14 protein-coding genes are annotated in these 15,631 nt (G+C 65.5%); 6 read left to right on the plus strand and 8 right to left on the minus strand.

Annotated elements, in window-relative coordinates:
* Window positions 1-32 precede the first annotated feature (32 nt).
* A complete protein-coding gene (hfq, locus tag BLQ92_RS24735; RefSeq protein WP_090687550.1) occupies window positions 33-497 on the minus strand; it encodes an RNA chaperone Hfq in 465 nt (154 codons plus the stop codon).
* 366 nt (window positions 498-863) lie between these two features.
* Between hfq and BLQ92_RS40140 the strand changes: the two genes are divergently transcribed.
* From BLQ92_RS40140 to BLQ92_RS24760, 6 genes are all read left to right on the plus strand, one after another.
* The gene (locus BLQ92_RS40140; RefSeq protein WP_175772354.1) at window positions 864-1,022 is read left to right on the plus strand and encodes a hypothetical protein; all 159 of its coding nucleotides are present in this window, start codon (window positions 864-866) and stop codon (window positions 1,020-1,022) included.
* Window positions 1,023-1,046: 24 nt separating this feature from the next.
* The gene (locus BLQ92_RS24740; RefSeq protein WP_090687553.1) at window positions 1,047-1,565 is read left to right on the plus strand and encodes a sigma-70 family RNA polymerase sigma factor; all 519 of its coding nucleotides are present in this window, start codon (window positions 1,047-1,049) and stop codon (window positions 1,563-1,565) included.
* Window positions 1,565-2,371 carry an anti-sigma factor family protein gene (locus BLQ92_RS24745; RefSeq protein ID WP_090687556.1) on the plus strand — a complete coding sequence of 269 codons (807 nt, stop codon included), beginning with the start codon at window positions 1,565-1,567 and terminating at the stop codon, window positions 2,369-2,371. Before BLQ92_RS24740 ends, BLQ92_RS24745 begins: the two co-directional genes overlap by 1 nt.
* A gap of 227 nt (window positions 2,372-2,598) precedes the next feature.
* Window positions 2,599-3,075, plus strand: a complete 477-nt coding sequence (locus BLQ92_RS24750) for a hypothetical protein (RefSeq protein ID WP_175772353.1) — start codon at window positions 2,599-2,601, stop codon at window positions 3,073-3,075.
* 79 nt (window positions 3,076-3,154) lie between these two features.
* Window positions 3,155-4,732, plus strand: coding sequence for an FAD-binding oxidoreductase (locus tag BLQ92_RS24755; protein WP_090687845.1), 1,578 nt, complete (start codon window positions 3,155-3,157; stop codon window positions 4,730-4,732).
* Window positions 4,733-4,757: 25 nt separating this feature from the next.
* Window positions 4,758-5,183, plus strand: a complete 426-nt coding sequence (locus BLQ92_RS24760; protein WP_090687560.1) for a hypothetical protein — start codon at window positions 4,758-4,760, stop codon at window positions 5,181-5,183.
* On the opposite strand, the gene BLQ92_RS24765 is transcribed toward BLQ92_RS24760, so the two are convergent.
* From BLQ92_RS24765 to BLQ92_RS24795, 7 genes are all read right to left on the minus strand, one after another.
* A complete protein-coding gene (locus tag BLQ92_RS24765) occupies window positions 5,180-6,205 on the minus strand; it encodes a DUF1571 domain-containing protein (RefSeq protein ID WP_090687564.1) in 1,026 nt (341 codons plus the stop codon). The two genes, BLQ92_RS24760 and BLQ92_RS24765, sit on opposite strands and share 4 nt — an antisense overlap.
* An 80-nt stretch (window positions 6,206-6,285) precedes the next feature.
* Window positions 6,286-8,070, minus strand: coding sequence for an AMP-binding protein (locus BLQ92_RS24770; protein ID WP_090687567.1), 1,785 nt, complete (start codon window positions 8,068-8,070; stop codon window positions 6,286-6,288).
* 93 nt (window positions 8,071-8,163) lie between these two features.
* Entirely contained in the window at window positions 8,164-9,465 is a 1,302-nt protein-coding gene (locus BLQ92_RS24775) for an acetyl-CoA C-acetyltransferase (RefSeq protein WP_090687569.1), read from the minus strand.
* A gap of 99 nt (window positions 9,466-9,564) precedes the next feature.
* Window positions 9,565-10,500: a MaoC/PaaZ C-terminal domain-containing protein gene (locus tag BLQ92_RS24780; protein ID WP_425194921.1), complete on the minus strand. Its 936-nt coding sequence runs from the start codon at window positions 10,498-10,500 to the stop codon at window positions 9,565-9,567.
* A 2-nt stretch (window positions 10,501-10,502) separates the two neighbouring features.
* The gene (locus BLQ92_RS24785; protein WP_090687576.1) at window positions 10,503-11,981 is read right to left on the minus strand and encodes a 3-oxoacyl-ACP reductase; all 1,479 of its coding nucleotides are present in this window, start codon (window positions 11,979-11,981) and stop codon (window positions 10,503-10,505) included.
* A gap of 54 nt (window positions 11,982-12,035) precedes the next feature.
* Entirely contained in the window at window positions 12,036-14,534 is a 2,499-nt protein-coding gene (locus BLQ92_RS24790) for an acyl-CoA dehydrogenase (RefSeq protein ID WP_090687580.1), read from the minus strand.
* A 145-nt stretch (window positions 14,535-14,679) separates the two neighbouring features.
* A complete protein-coding gene (locus BLQ92_RS24795; protein ID WP_244896671.1) occupies window positions 14,680-15,627 on the minus strand; it encodes a TetR/AcrR family transcriptional regulator in 948 nt (315 codons plus the stop codon).
* Window positions 15,628-15,631 lie beyond the last annotated feature (4 nt).

Below are 15,631 nucleotides of genomic sequence, written 5' to 3' on the forward strand. Positions count from 1 at the left end.
CTTGTCTTACTCGCTTGTTTTACGCGCGTGTCTTACTCGGTACCGCTGCTGCCGTTACCGTCGCCATTGCCGCTGCCGGTACCGAACAGGCGGCGGCGCCGCGTGACGACTACCGGACCGTCCGACGGTGCACGCTCGGACGAGGCGGGGCGTTCGCCTGACGGCGGGGCGCCATACGATTCGCGCGGTTCACGCGGCTCGCGGTGCTCACGCGGTTCGCGCGAGCCATGCGGCCCACGCGTCGTGTGTTCGCCGTGCGACGGCCGGCCGGCGCGTGGCGCAGGGCGCGTGCCGGTATCGAGCTGGATGGTCGAGATGGCGCGCTTGTAGATGCCTTGCAAGCCGACTGGCGTGCGCAGCATCACCAGGTACTGGTCGAACGACTCAATGCACCCTGTCAGGCGAATGCCGTTGACAAGATAGATTTCGACGCGCTTTCGTTCTTTGCGCGCTGCGTTCATGAAGTCGTTTTGCGGATGCGATTCTGCGGATGCCATGGACAAGTCAGGTAAGAAGGACAGTTGCTCGCCGCGATTCTACCCTTTTCAGGGAAAAGCGCGCGGCGTGAGCGATCTGCGTCCACTATAACGGCTTGCGCGTAGAGAAGCATCTGATAACTGGCCCTCGTAACGTTGCGTTACGAATCTGGCGCAAGTCTGGCGGAAGAACGCTGGCCGGTCTCCCGGGACGGTGGGCGGGGGAAGGGGGCAAGCGGGGGGCAAGCCGCGGGTGGATATCTGTAAGCGGACGGAATAAAAATGCTGGCCGGGTCGTTTACCTTGCATGGCGGCGTATCTCACGGCGCCTCGATCTGGCTTCGGCCGCCCCCGGGCGCTCCACGTCAGGCCGACAGGAGACCGCATATGAAATCCTCCCACCTGCTTTCGACCGTGTGCGTGCTGATGGCGCTCGCGCTGGCCTCGCTCGGCGCGACCGGCTGCAGCTCGCCCGGCAACCAGGGCTCGTCCGGTAGCAGCAGTAGCAGCGGCACCAGTACGAACGGCACAGCCGGCGGTTATTGATCGCCCGCGCGCGCCGGTCGCCGCGTGAATTTCGAAGCGGAAGTGATCTCGTGGCTCCCGCAGTTGCGCCGCTATGCGCGCGCGCTGACGGGCGATCCCGCGTGGGCCGACGATCTGGTGCAGGACACGGCGGAGCGCGCGCTGGCGCGCTGGGCCGCATTCCGCCCGAACAGCAATCTGCGTGCGTGGCTGCTGACGATCCTGCGTCATCTCTACATCGATCAGTTGCGCGTGCGGCGCGAAATCGCCGTCGATGACGAAAGCGCACCCTGGCATACCCTCGAGGCGCCGCACGGCGAAGTCGACGGACTGGTGCTGCGCGACTTGCAGCGCGCGCTCTACTGCTTGCCGCTCGAACAGCGCGAGGTGCTGTTGCTCGTGTGCGTCGAGGAACTGACGTATCAGGAGGCGTCGATCGCGCTCGGCGTGCCGCTCGGCACGGTCATGTCGCGTCTGTCGCGTGCCCGCGAGCATCTGCGTGTACTGCTCACCGAAGGCCCGACGCGCCAGAGCGTGCCGCTGAAAGTAGTGAGAAATCCGTGATGAGCTACGACGACCACGATCCCGTGATGCCTGACTCGCTCAATCCGTCCGACTTGCGCACGTTGTCGGCGTTCATCGACGACGAGTTGCCGGATGGGACGCGCGCCGCCGTGCTCGAACATCTCGAGCGCGATCAGGAGGCGGCCGCCCAGGTCGCGGCCTGGCGCTCGCAGAAAGCGGCCTTGCGGGCGTTGTGCGGCGCGCCTCTTCGCAGCGAGCCATCCTTCATTGTGCTGCGCACGGCGCCGCCCTGGTGGCGTCGTGCGGGTCTCGCCGCATGCTGGCTGGCCGCCGGTGCCGGCCTTGCGCTTGCGCTCGGGCCGCTCGCGTCGCGGCTGTCCGGCGCCGCCAACGGCAACGACCCGATGAGCTTCGCCAAACGCGCCGACGTCGCCTATGCCGTCTATACGCCCGAGCAGCGCCATCCGGTCGAAGTGGCGGCGAACCAGGAAGAGCATCTGATCAATTGGCTCTCGAAACGCCTGAACCGGCCGCTGTCCGTGCCGTCTCTGCAGGAGTACGGTTATTCGCTGGTGGGCGGGCGCCTGCTGCCAGGCGAAGCGGGACCGGCGGCGCAGTTCATGTACGAGAACCCGGCCGGCGCGCGCCTCACGCTGTATGTGACGGGGATTCCGCGCGACGAGACCGCGTTTCGCCTGTTTCGCGACGGCAACCGGCGCACCTTCTACTGGGTCAACGATCACATGGGGTACGCGCTATCCGGGCCGATTTCGGAGAGCAAGCTGCGCGCGATTGCGATCGACGTCTGCAGCGCCCTGGGCGGCAAGCCGCAGTCGTGGGAATAGGGGGCGTGCGGGCACGCGCTGAAACATGATGTAACGCACAGGCGCCGCGCTTGTTCCCCGCTCCCGGAATAGCACCACGCCGCGCTTCGTTTACTCACTGCAGGTCCACGCTTTTGCGGCTTTGAGAAGGCGGCCACGTGGACGGATGCGAGGCAAAGCGACGAGGTCTTCACGGTGCCGGCCGCGGGTGCGGCTGCTACGCCGGGGCGTCGGGGCAGGGCAGAATCATGCGTAATATCGAAGCACGTTGTGCGGTGCTATGTTTGTGTCTGGCGTGCACGGCGCCGGTGGCGGCGCAGTCCACTATGGATGGCGCACCGTATGCGGCACCGCCGTGCCGCACGGTTGTGGGGCAGGCCGAGATCGACGGCACGTTGCAACAGATCACCGGGCTCGCGTGTCAGCAGCCGGACGGTAGCTGGCAGGTTGTGGATGGCGGCGATACGGCAGTGGCGCTGTATCCGGCGCCTCTCTATCCGTACTACGATCCATGGTATTGGGGCGGAGTGGTGGCGGTCGGATTCGGTGGACCGTTTATCTTCGTCGACCGGTTTCATCATCGTCATCCCCTCGGCCAGGTTCATTTCAGCCGTGCAGCATACGGCTTTGGAACCCGCTCGGGAGGCTGGCACGGCTCAGGCACCTGGCAAAGCACGGGCAGCATGCATGGCGGTTGGGGCGGCGGAGGTGGGATGCGCCGCTAGCGGCTAGCCGGCTTGCTGCGATTCAATGGCACGCCGCGATGGCGGCGCGCGCCAGCCGGCCGTCGTAGAAGGAGACGCCTTGACACGCATCTTGCCGCCGAATCTTTCAGAAGCGCAGTTCGACCGGGCGCTCGCCGGGTGGGGCGCCGTTGTCGGCGAGCAGCACGTCGTGTCCTCCGATGCGGAACTGGCGTCGTATCGCGATCCGTTCGCGCCCGGTCAGGCAGCAGCGTTCGCCGCGTCCGCTGCGCTTCGGCCGGATTCGGTCGAGCAGATTCGCGCGATTCTGCGCATCGCCAATCAATACCGCATCCCCCTGTGGACCGTGTCGACCGGCCGCAACTTCGCCTATGGCGGCGCCGCGCCGCGGCTCTCCGGGTCCGTGGTCCTCGACCTGCAGCGCATGAAGCGCATTCTCGAGGTCAACGAAACGTTGGCGTACGCCCTCGTCGAACCCGGCGTCACCTACTTTGATTTGTATGCGTATCTGCGCAGCCATGGTCATCGGTTGTGGGTCGACCCGCCAGCGGCCGGCTGGGGGAGCGTGATCGGCAACACGCTGGAGCGCGGCTTCGGCTACACGTCCTACGGCGATCACGCCGCCACCCAGTGCGGCATGGAGGTGGTGCTTGCCAATGGCGAGGTGGTGCGCACCGGGATGGGCGCGATCGACATCGGCAATGCATGGCAGGCCTACCAGCCCGGTTACGGCCCGTCGTTCGATGCGATGTTCATGCAGTCCAACTACGGCGTGGTCACGAAGATGGGGGTGTGGCTGATGCCTGCGCCACCGGCTTACCTGCTAGGCGAATTCCAGTTTCAGAATGAACAGGACCTCGAAACGATTGTCGAGATCCTGCGGCCGCTGAGGCTCGACGAAACGATCCGCAATCATGCGGTGATCGAAGGCGGTCTGCGCCGCGCGGCCGGCATCGCGCCACGGGCGCAGTGGTATGCAGGCACGGGGCCGATGCCCGAGCGTTCGGTGGCGGCAATGCTCGAGCAGTTGCAGATCGGCCGCTGGAATCTGCATTTTGCGTTGTACGGCACACCCGAGTTGATCGACGCGCGCTATGCGATCGTCCAGCGCGCGTTCTCGCAGGTGCCGCAGGCAAGGTTCCTCGCGAGCCGCTATAGCGGCGACGCGCAACCGTCCGCTGGCGGCGAGCGCAACCTCGCCGGCATTCCCGGGATGAGCGCGTTCCGCATGCTCGACTGGCTCGGCGGCGCGGGTGCTCACGTGGATTTCTCGCCGGTGTGTCCGGCGACCGGGCGCGATGCGATGCGCCAGTACACCATGGTGAAGGCCCGCGCGGCTGAATACGGCTTCGATTACTACGGTGGTTTCACGGCGGGAACGCGCCATCTGCATCATATTTTTGCGGCGATCTTCGCTCGCGACGACCCCTTGCAAGCCGACCACGCTGGCGATCTTCTGCGGGTGTTGATGAGCGATGCGCGGGCGGCCGGTTACGGCGAATATCGCGCGCATCTTGCCTATATGGACTTTGCTGCCGCGCAGTACAGTTTCAACGACGGCGCCTTGTTGCGGTTGTCGGAAACGATCAAGGATGCACTCGATCCGGCCGGCATTCTCTCGCCGGGAAAGCAGGGCGTGTGGCCTGCGGCATGGCGTCAGTGGCGGGGTTATACCTGAGGCGCTGCGGCGAAGGGCTAGTGCTATGGACAGACGCAGTTTCGTGATGACCGGGGCGTGGCTTTCGGCGGCAGGCGGTGGAGCCTGGCCATGGCTCGCGCGCGCCGCCTCTACGAGCAACACGCTGGCGGTGGTAGATGCGAGTCTTGGGGAAGGCCGCGTGCTGTCCGGCTGGGCGACACGCCGTGCGATACCGGTCTTTGAAACCGGCGACGATATCGGCGCGCTCTGGTATGCGGCGCTGGCGCCGCGGCTTGCTGCGACGCCGGGTCTGGTGATCGGCGTCACGCGCGCTTCCGATTACTTCGTGCTCGGCGAACTTGCGTTGCGCTCGGCACGCATGGTCGAGCATGAACGCGCATGGCATACAGGACCGCGCACGCCGGTGGCATTTCTGATCGGACCCGCCGCGCAGGTCGGCGCGCCGGGTCCGGTCCGCCACATCGGCTAGAACTTATACGCCGGGTTCTTGGGATCGAACGCCGTGTCGTCCAGGTTTTTCGCCGTGATGCTCTCGAACACGATCCGCTCGAAGATCTTGCCGTCGTTCGCGTAGGACTCGACCGTGCGGAAATACGGATGACGCAGATCGAGCCCGAGCGTTTCCTTCTTCGCATAGAACTGCGGCTGGCCGATCGGCGTTTCGTAGGTGAAGGTGACCACCCGCACGCCTTCGATGGTCTGCACCGCGATCTGGGTCGAGCGGGGCACGCCTGCCTCGACGTACTTCTTGCCTTCGGCCAGAAATTGATCGGTGATGTACTCGGTGCCGAGGTCGCGCACCTGGTGGTTCGATTGCGCGCGCGCCAGTGCCCCTGTCGTCGAGGTCCATAGCGGCATCACGCCGAGCAGGCCGCCCAGGTGGCCGTACATTTCATCGCTTCGTCTGGATTCGTCGTAGATGATTTCCTGACCCGAGTGTGCGCCGTCCGGCAGCCATTTCGCGTAGATGCGCAGCGGGCCGTGCGCGATCCGTACCAGCATGTGATCCGGTTTGTCCGGCCACGCGCCCTTCAGACGCTCCCAGCGCAGCATGGTGAACTCATACGACGGATAGCCGCTCGGCCCCTCCTTGATATAGCGCGGCAGCGTGAGCGGATCGAGCGACTGGAACAGCGCCACCAGTTGCGCGTCGTCGAGCTTCTCAAGGGTGCCGCTTTGCTGGGCTTGCCGCAGCCAATGGACCTGCTGGTCGAGCGTCAGCTTGCCGACCTGCGCGAGCGGGGTGGACGGCGCCTGCACGACGTTGGCGGCGCCGTTATCCGCGACATTCCCGGCGCTAGCGGCCGCGCCTGGCGTGTCGGTCTGCGCCAGCGCCACGGGCGCGGTCACCGCCAACGCACTGGCGAGAGCGGTGCATGCAAGCCACGCTTGCAGGCGCGTCGCGCGAGTGAGATGCCGCCCAGCTTGCGAATGTGTCGGCGAACGCGCTGAGCGCGGCCAAGGGTGCGTGGGTTGCCAGACTTGCTTCATTCAACGTCCTCCAGATCCAGAGTCGGCGGAATCGCGCGTGGTGTTGTCATGCACCGAGGCCGCCCGCGGCGTGCTTACTGTCAGGCAAGTTTTTGCTTGGCGAGTTCCTCGTCGCGCAGCGCCCGCCGCAAGATCTTGCCGACATTGGTCTGCGGCAGTTCGCTACGGAACTCCACGACCTTCGGCACCTTGTAGCCGGTCAGATTTTTGCGGCAATGCTCGATGATCTGTTCGGCGGTCAGCGCCGGATTGCGCGAGACGATGAACACCTTGACGCGCTCGCCCTGCGCGGGATCGGGAATGCCAATCGCCGCCACTTCGCGCACATCGGGGTGCATGGCGATGACGTCTTCGATCTCGTTCGGATAGACGTTAAAGCCCGAGACCAGAATCATGTCTTTCTTGCGATCGATCAGGCGCATGAAACCGCGCGAATCCATTACGCCGATGTCGCCGGTCGCGAGCCAGCCGTCCTCGTCGAACACCTTGGCGGTTTCGTCGGGGCGGTTCCAGTAGCCCTTCATTACTTGCGGACCCTTGACGCACAGTTCGCCCGCTTCGCCGATGTTGGCCCAACTGCCGTCGTCCTTCTTGAAGCGCACCTGGGTGGAGGGCGCGGGCAGGCCGATCGAGCCTTCGCAATCGCGCAGGTTCTTCAGGTCCACCGGATTCATTGAGACGATCGGCGAGCATTCGGTGAGCCCATAGCCCTCGATGATCGGCCGGCCGGTCACCGCCTTGAAGCGTTCGGCGACGGCCTTTTGCGTGACCATGCCGCCCGCCATTGCGAGTTTCAGGTTGGAGAAGTCGCGCTTCCTGAACTCCTCGTTTTCGAGGAACGCGTTGTAGAGCGTGTTCACCGCCGTAATGCCGGTGAATTTCTCGTGACGGATGATCATCATCACGCGCTTCGTGTCGCGCGGATTGGCGATCAGGATATTGCGCCCGCCGAGTCCCATGAAAATCATCGCATTCACGGTCAGCGAATAGATGTGATAGAGCGGCAGCGGCGTGAGCACGGTCTCGATGTCGCCGCTCAACTGTCCCTGCGACCAGACCTTCGCCTGCAGCAGATTGGCGATGATGTTCTGATGCGTGAGCATCGCCCCCTTGGCGACGCCGGTGGTGCCGCCCGTGTACTGCAGGAAGGCGATGTCGCCATGCGTGAGGCGTACCGGCGTGAGCGGGCGCGTATAGCCGATGGCGAGCGCATCGAGCAGTCGCACCGCTTTCGGCAGGTTGTATTTCGGCACCATCTTCTTGACGTGCCGCAGCATGAAGTTCAGCAGCCGTCCCTTCGGGTTCAGTCCGTCGGCCAGCAGGTCGCCGAGTCCCGTGACGACCACGTTCTCCACGCGCGTGCCCGGCAATGCATCCTCGACGGTCTTTGCGAAGTTCTCGAACACGATGATGGTTTGCGCGCCGCTGTCCTTCAACTGGTGGGCGAGTTCGCGCACCGTATACAGCGGGTTGACGTTGACCACCACGGCGCCGGCCTTCAGGATCCCGAACAGCGCGACCGGATACTGAAAGGTGTTGGGCAGCATGATGGCGACACGCTCGCCAGGCTTCACGCCGATGCCTTGCAGCCACGCCGCGAAGGCGGTGGCCTTGCGCGCCAGTTCGCCATAGGTGAGGTTGGCGCCGACGCTTACATAGGCGACGCGCTCGCGGAACTGGGTGGTGCACTCGTCGAAGAACTGCACGATCGACTCGTACTGGTGCACATCGATCTCATGCGGCACATCCGCCGGGTAGGACGCGTACCAGATACCGTCGGTGTTCGGTGCGGGCTGTGCCGCGTGCACCGCGATGGACGGGGCCGCCACGGATGGGGCCGGTGGCGTCTGGGTGGGCTGGTTCATGGTATGTCTCCTGAAGCGCGACGCTTCGTTTGTGTCTGTTTATGTGTTGCGGTTTCGTGCCGGTGTGCGGCAGCAAAACGATGATAGTGACGGCTAGCGCTCGAGTATCGCTACAACCCCCTGGCCGCCCGCGGCGCAGATCGAAATCAGGCCGCGCGCCGTGCCGGCCGGTTTGTCGAGTTGTGCGAGCATTTTCGCGAGGCCCGCGACAATCCTCCCGCCGGTTGCGGCAAACGGATGGCCGGTGGCAAGCGATCCTCCGTTGACGTTCAGTTTCGCACGATCGATGGCGCCGAGCGGTCCGGATAAACCCAGTTGTGTGCGGCAATACTCGTCGTCCTGCCATGCGCTGAGCGTACACAGCACCTGGGCGGCAAACGCCTCATGGATTTCGTAGAGGTCGAAGTCCCGCAGGCGCAATCCGGCGCGCGCCAGCATGCGCGGCACGGCGTAGGCGGGCGCCATCAGCAGGCCTTCCTTTTTGTCGAAATAGTCGACCGCCGCGGTCTCCGACCAGCTCAGGTAAGCGAGCACCGGCAGGCCGTGCGCGGCCGCCCAGGCGTCGCTCGCGAGCAGTACGGCCGATGCGCCGTCGGTGAGCGGCGTCGAGTTGCCGGCGGTCAGCGTGCCGGCGTCGCGGTCGAACGCCGGCTTCAGGCCCGCGAGCTTTTCCAGTGTCAGATCCGCGCGCAGGTTGTTGTCGCGGGCGAGCCCCTTGTATGGGGTCATCAGGTCATTGAGGAAGCCATGGGTGTAAGCGTCGGCGAGCTTGCGATGACTGTCGTAGGCCAGCACGTCCTGGGCCTCGCGCGAAATCGCCCAGCGCTTGGCCATCAGTTCGCAGTGTTCGCCCATCGAGAGGCCTGTGCGCGGCTCGCCGTTGCGCGGTAAGAGCGGCTTGAAGAACATGCCGGGCCGCAGCTTGGTCAGCGCGCCGACCCGCTGGCCGGTGGTCTTGCCGCGATTCGCTTCGAGCAGGATCTTGCGCATCCGCTCGTTGACGCCGATCGGCGCGTCCGAGGTGCTATCGACCCCGCCGGCGATGCCGGCCTCGATCTGGCCGAGCGCGATCTTGTTGGCGACCAGAATGGCGGCTTCGAGACCGGTGCCGCAGGCCTGCTGCACGTCGTAGGCGGGCGTCTCCCTGGCGAGCGTGGTCGAGAGCAGCGACTCGCGCGTCAGGTTGAAGTCGCGTGAATGCTTGATGACGGCGCCGGCCGCCACTTCGCCGAGGCGCTCGCCGTGCAGGTTGAAGCGGTCGATCAACCCCTGCAGCGTGAAGGTCAGCATGTCCTGATTCGAGGCGCTCGCGTAGGCCGTGTTCGAACGCGCAAACGGAATCCGGTTGCCGCCGACGATGGCGACGCGCCGCACAGCGGGAAGCGGGTGGGACATGCGCGACTCCTTTATGGGTGAGATGGGTTGACCGGTAGTGACTTCGCTACCCGTCACTCGTTTAGGGTGGCGAACGATCGCTGATGACGGGGCGCTCGATCACAGCGTGGTCCATTGAAAGCGGCCGCGCAAATGCGGTTTTTCGCCGGCTGCGTCGCGCACTTCCAGGTCGCGCGTGGTCGTCGGCGCTACTGCGGCGGCGGCCGTCGCCGGCATGGTGGTCCACAGCGAGGCGTCGCCGGGCAGCAGCATCGGCAGCTTGAACTCGGCGCTGACGAGCGCTTCGGCAAGCGGCTTGGGCGGTTGCAGGGCCGCCGCGCTGCGCGCGAGCGTCCACATGCCGTGCGCGATCGCGCGCGGAAAGCCGAACGCCTTGGCCGAGAGCATCGTCAGGTGAATCGGGTTGTAGTCGCCCGAAGCATGAGCGTAGTCGCGCCCGAGTTGCGCGGGGAGCTGCCAGCGCGCCATGCGCTGCAGCGCATCGCGGTGGATCTCGAGCGCGGCCAGTGGATCGCCTACGGGCGCTACGCCGCGTTTCAGATAGACGCTGTCGCCGTCCCAGACTGCTTCGCCGCGACGATAGAGACGCGTGTGCAGCACGAAGGCCTGGCCCTTGTCGTGCCGCAGCAAGGCGCCGAACTCGACTTCGACGCGCAGGATTTCGTTGTAGGCGAGCGACCGCCGCAGGCGCACGTGATTGGCCAGATGCACGAGACCGAGCGCGGGCCATGGGAAGGCCGCATCGGTGAGCATCACTAGATGCAGCGGGAAGGCGAGCAGATGCGGAAAGGTTAGCGGCACACCGTGCTCGGGGATAAAGCCGCAGACGCGTGCATAGCGTTCGATCGCCGCTGGGTCGAGCATCGCCGCGGGGCGCACCAGCCGCAACGCGGGCAACTGCGCGGGACGGCCACGTTTCATCACGCCGGACAAGGCGCGCGCGTACAGCTTGGCCGGCGCCGGCAACTGCTCGAGCACCACCGTTTTTGGGCGCGCCATGCCGTAGGCATGGCCGATACCGGAGGGCTCGCTCATGCTCATGCTCCGATCAGGCTTTGACCGCAGACCCGCACCACCTGGCCCGTGACCCCCGCGGAACCAGGGTGGGCGAGCCATGCGATGGTCTGCGCGACGTCCACCGGCTGGCCGCCCTGGCTCATCGAATTCATCCGGCGGCCGGCCTCGCGGATCGCCAGCGGGATCTTCGCGGTCATCTGGGTTTCGATGAACCCCGGTGCAACGGCATTGATCGTAATACGCCGTTCGGCGAGAGGCGCCGCCATGCTATGCACGCGGCCAATGACGCCTGCTTTCGAGGTCGCGTAGTTGGTCTGGCCCAGGTTGCCGGCAATGCCGCTGATCGACGACACGCAGACGATGCGGCCGCCGTCGCGCAGCGTGCCTGCCGCGAGCAGCGCATCGTCGAGCCGCTCCTGGGCGGACAGATTGATGTCGATTACGCTATCCCACGCGGCTTCGGTCATTCTGGCGATGGTCTTGTCTTTGGTGATGCCGGCGTTATGCACGACGATGTCGACACCCAGCTCGTCGAGCGCCGCCGCGATTTGCGCGGGCGTTTCGGCGGCGGCGATATCGAAGGCGAGGGGGGTGCCGCCGAGTGCGCGGATGGTGGCGTCGAGCGCGTCTTCGGCGGACGGGATATCGATGCCGATCACATGCGCGCCTTCGGCGGAGAGTGCGCTGGCGATCGCCGCGCCGATGCCGCGCGCCGCACCGGTCACGACGGCGCGCTTGCCGGCGAGCGGCTGGGCCCAGTCGAAGGTGGTAGTTTCAGGTGCGGCAGCCGTTACGGCGCTGTCTGCGGCAGCATGGACTGCTTCACTGATGGCCACACCCGCACCTGTACCTGGACCCACGGCGATGTGCACCACCTGACCCGACACATACGCCGAGCGCGGCGACAGAAAAAACCGCAGCGTCGCTTCGGCATCTTGCTCGGCGCCTTGCGCGATGTAAATCAGGTTCGCCGTAATACCGCGCCGCGCCTCCTTGCCGAGCGAACGCGTGAGGCCTTCGAGCGCGCGTTGCGCGGTCCATTGCCGCGGACTGGCGCAAGCTTCGGGCCGCCGCCCCAGCACGACGATCCGGCCGCATTTGCCGAGCGAGCGCAGCGTGTCGTGGAAGAAAGCAAACAGCGTGTCGAGTTGCGTGCTGTCGCCAATCCCGCTTGCATCGAAGATCAACGCGGCGACCCGTCCATGCGGTCCGGCTTCGGCCGGCTCGAAGCGGCCGGTCATCAGGCCATGGCGGGTCGCGAGCGGCACCCATAGCCCGGCGCTTTGATGCGCGACGCTGGTAAAGCCAGTGCGCGCGATCACGCCGGCGAGGGCCTCGAGCAGATGCGGCTCGGGTCCGGCGCCGATGGCGGCGAGCCCGTCGAACTCCGGCTGGTCCGCGCGATAGCGGCGCAATACCTCGGGCTTCGGTAAGCCGATCGAACGCGCGAGGCGCGCGCCGAATGGCGAGTTCACGAAGTTCAGGTAGCTGTCGTTCATCTGTTCTTGCTCCGCTGGCCAGTCGGGATGGCGTCAGTTTGCACGGCGCGATGCTCAGGCTGCAAGCTGGATCGCTTTTTCGAGCGCCTCCTTGCGCTGCTGCAAGTCTTCGAGCATGCCGAAATCCGCTGCGAAGTCGTCCACCTTTACCACCTCGGCGCCGTAGCGCGCATAGTCGTCGAGCACCTGGCGCTCGTCCGCGTCGATCAGACCTTGTTGTTGGGCCTGCGCGGTCCACTCGGCGAGGTGCGCGAGGCTTTGCGGCATCGGCGTGAGCAACCCCTGTTTGACCGCTTCGCGCAGCTTCTGGTCGATGGCGTTGATGCGCGGATTGAGCGCGAACAGCAGCTCGCCGTAGCCGAGCGGGTCGACATCCGGATGCGGCACATACGAGTCGGACACCAGCCGCTCGCGCGCCGCCCCCGGTGTTTGCATCAGCTCGGCGATCGCGGCGCCGAGGCTGTCGGCAGGGGCGCGATGCGGCAGGCCGAACGGGAATGCGAGCACCCGCACCAGGTTTGCGGCAAGCCGGTTCGGATAGTTGGCGAGGACGCCGTCGATGGCCTCCTGCGCCTGATGCAGCGCATCCTCGACACCCCAGCGCACGAGCGGCAGATCGCTTTCCTGACGGCCTTCGTCTTCGAAGCGCTTGAGCGTCGCCGAGATCAGGTAAAGCTGCGACAGCACATCGCCGAGCCGCCCGGAGATCCGCTCGCGCCGCTTCAGGTCGCCACCGAGCACGAACATCGAGACGTCGGCGAGCAGGGCGAACACGGTGGAAATGCGGGTGGCTGCGCGATAGTAAGGAATGAGCGGCGCATAGGCGCGTTGCGGCTTCCTGATGAAGGCGCCAGCCGTGACGCCGTAGACAAAACTGCGCACCACATTCGACAACGTGAAGCTGACATGCCCGAAGAATGCTTCATCGAAATCATGCAGCGCCTGGTGGTGGTCGGCTTCACGTGTCGCGGCCATTTCCTTCAGTACATACGGATGGCAACGAATCGCCCCCTGGCCGAAGATGATCAGGCAGCGCGTCAGAATGTTCGCGCCTTCCACGGTAATGGCAATCGGCACTTGCTGATAGGCACGGGCGAGAAAGTTCGATGGCCCCATGCAGATGCCCTTGCCGGCGGCCACATCCATGCCGTCGTTGATGACCTTGCGGGCGCGCTCGGTGATGTGATACTTCGCGATTGCCGAGATCACAGAAGGTTTTTCGCCGAGGTCGACCGCGTGCGCGGACAGGCGCCGCGCCGCATCCATCACATACAGGTTGCCGCCCATGCGGCCGAGCGCTTCCTGCACGCCTTCGAACTTGCCGACCGCGGTCCGGAACTGACGCCGCACGGCGGCATACGCGCCGGTGCCGCGCACTGCGATCTTCGCCATGCCGACATTCGACGACGGCAGCGAGATCGCCCGGCCGGCGGCGAGGCATTCCATCAGCATGCGCCAGCCGTTGCCGACTTGCGCGCGCCCGCCGATCACCCAGTCGAGCGGGACGAACACGTCTTTGCCTGAGTTCGGGCCGTTCTGAAACACCGCATTGAGCGGCCAGTGGCGGCGGCCGATGTTGACCCCTGGATGGCTGGTCGGAATCAGCGCACAGGTAATGCCGGGCTCGTCGGTCTCGCCGAGCAGATGATCGGGATCGAGCGCGCGAAAGGCGAGGCCGAGCACGGTCGCAATCGGCCCGAGCGTGATATAGCGCTTGTCCCAGGTTACGCGAAAGCCGAGCGTCTCGCGCCCTTCGAACGTACCGTTGCAGACGATGCCGAGATCGGGAATCGCCGCCGCGTCCGAACCCGCATAGGGGCTCGTCAACGCGAAACAGGGAATCTCGACGCCGCGCGCGAGACGCGGCAGATAGTAGTTCTTCTGTTCTTCAGTGCCGTAATGCATCAGCAGTTCGGCGGGGCCGAGCGAGTTCGGCACCATCACCGATACCGCGGCCGCCGAACAGCGCGTCGCCAGCTTCATGATGACCTGCGAATGCGCATACGCGGAGAACTGCTTACCGCCGTACTGCTTCGGAATGATCATGCCGAGGAAGCCGCGTTCCTTGATGTATCGCCAGGTCTGCGGCGAGAGGTCCTGCCAGACGGCCGTGGTTTCCCAGTCGTTGGCGAGGTCGCACAGTTCCTTGCATTCGACGTCGAGGAACGCTTGTTCTTCGGCCGTCAGCGTGGCGGGGCCGTGGCCGAGCAGGGTGTCCCAGTGCGGGCGTCCCGAGAACAACGAAGCATCCCACCAGACCGTGCCTGCTTCGATCGCGTCGCGCTCGGTAGGCGACATCTCCGGCAGGATCTTGCGAAACACATCGAGCACGGGCTTGGCGAACCAGGCGCGCCGCAGCGGCTTGACGGTAAGCACGAGCGCCGGCAGCACGAACACCAGCGTGAGCACGGCGGTGGCGAGCGGCCCCGCGGCGCCGCTCAGATGCGCAACCGCAGTCCAGAGAATCAGGAAGGCGAGCCACCACGAGGCGCGGGCCTGCACGTACACGAGCGCCGCAGCGGCGGCGACCAGCACTAAGAAGAACCACGACATGACGTCTCCTCCTGTTTCGAAAGTGCGTGCGGACGCATCCGCAGGATGCGGAAGGTTCGCATTGATATGTTTGACAGCACGTGCGGTGCCAGCTACACCGCGGCGCCCGGGCGGCGGCCTCTAAACCGCCCCAGGCGCGCCCGGCTCAGACCGCGCCGTGGGCGACGTGCCGTAATGGACCGCTCAGGTCGCCGCTTAGGTCGCCACTTATGTCGCCACTCAGGCTGCCACTCAGATCACCCTTCCGGCCGCCACTAACGTCCCCGTTGAGGCCGCTATTCGGGCCACTGAAGTGCGCCTCGGGCTCGTGCCGCGGCTGGTCCGGCCCGGCATCCGCCGGCTTGGCCGACAGGCTGCCGCACGGTAGGTCGTGGGTCTCCGAAGTGCCGTCGGCAGCGTCGCCCAGCACCCCCGCGAAAGCGGCCAACTGGTTCACATCGGGCAGCGGCGCCTTGAGGGCGGCCACCATCAGCGACGCAAGCCGTGCGATCAGTTGCAGGTCGTTCATCGACTTGCCCTGCGAGAACTCCGTGATCAGGCTGTCGGTGTCCGTGCCGGCCAGCACGCCGGAGAGCGCGCCGATGGCAAAGTGCAGGCGCCAGCCGAGTTCGTCGCGCGGCAGATGCGGCAGCGCGCGCTGGAACGCCGCGAAGAAACGTTCCGCCACCGAGGCGTAGTGCCCGTTCAGAAAGTCGCGAATGAACGCCGACGGATCGGTGTAGGCACGCCCCAGCAGGCGCAGGAACGCTTTGCCGCCAACCTTCGGATCGCGCGACAGGCGTAACGCCGGAATGAACATCGCACCCAATACGTGTTCGCATGTCAGACGTGCGCCAAGCATGGTGTCGAAGCGCTCGAGCAGCTTGACCCGCTCCTGGTTGAGGTGGTCGAGGCGGCGCGCGAGCATCGCGTGAATCAAAGCTTCCTTGCTGCCGAAGTGATAGTTGACCGCTGCGAGATTGACCTCGGCGCGCGAGGTGATCTGACGCAGCGACATGGCCTCATAGCCGCATTCGATGAATAGCGTTTCTGCGGCGTCGAGGATACGGGACTTCGTGTCGCCGGTATGCCGGCCTGTCGTACGAACTGCCATGTTG

The sequence above is a fragment of the Paraburkholderia phenazinium genome (genome assembly GCF_900100735.1).
GTDB lineage: Bacteria > Pseudomonadota > Gammaproteobacteria > Burkholderiales > Burkholderiaceae > Paraburkholderia > Paraburkholderia phenazinia.

Bases quoted from the DNA above. Each gene is read 5' to 3' on its own strand.
- hfq (WP_090687550.1), bottom strand. From the start codon at position 497: ATGGCATCCGCAGAATCGCATCCGCAAAACGACTTCATGAACGCAGCG.
- BLQ92_RS40140 (WP_175772354.1), top strand. From the start codon at position 864: ATGAAATCCTCCCACCTGCTTTCGACCGTGTGCGTGCTGATGGCGCTC.
- BLQ92_RS24745 (WP_090687556.1), top strand. From the start codon at position 1,565: ATGAGCTACGACGACCACGATCCCGTGATGCCTGACTCGCTCAATCCG.
- BLQ92_RS24750 (WP_175772353.1), top strand. From the start codon at position 2,599: ATGCGTAATATCGAAGCACGTTGTGCGGTGCTATGTTTGTGTCTGGCG.
- BLQ92_RS24760 (WP_090687560.1), top strand. From the start codon at position 4,758: ATGGACAGACGCAGTTTCGTGATGACCGGGGCGTGGCTTTCGGCGGCA.
- BLQ92_RS24765 (WP_090687564.1), bottom strand. From the start codon at position 6,205: ATGAAGCAAGTCTGGCAACCCACGCACCCTTGGCCGCGCTCAGCGCGT.
- BLQ92_RS24770 (WP_090687567.1), bottom strand. From the start codon at position 8,070: ATGAACCAGCCCACCCAGACGCCACCGGCCCCATCCGTGGCGGCCCCG.
- BLQ92_RS24775 (WP_090687569.1), bottom strand. From the start codon at position 9,465: ATGTCCCACCCGCTTCCCGCTGTGCGGCGCGTCGCCATCGTCGGCGGC.
- BLQ92_RS24780 (WP_425194921.1), bottom strand. From the start codon at position 10,500: ATGAGCGAGCCCTCCGGTATCGGCCATGCCTACGGCATGGCGCGCCCA.
- BLQ92_RS24785 (WP_090687576.1), bottom strand. From the start codon at position 11,981: ATGAACGACAGCTACCTGAACTTCGTGAACTCGCCATTCGGCGCGCGC.
- BLQ92_RS24790 (WP_090687580.1), bottom strand. From the start codon at position 14,534: ATGTCGTGGTTCTTCTTAGTGCTGGTCGCCGCCGCTGCGGCGCTCGTG.
- BLQ92_RS24795 (WP_244896671.1), bottom strand. From the start codon at position 15,627: ATGGCAGTTCGTACGACAGGCCGGCATACCGGCGACACGAAGTCCCGT.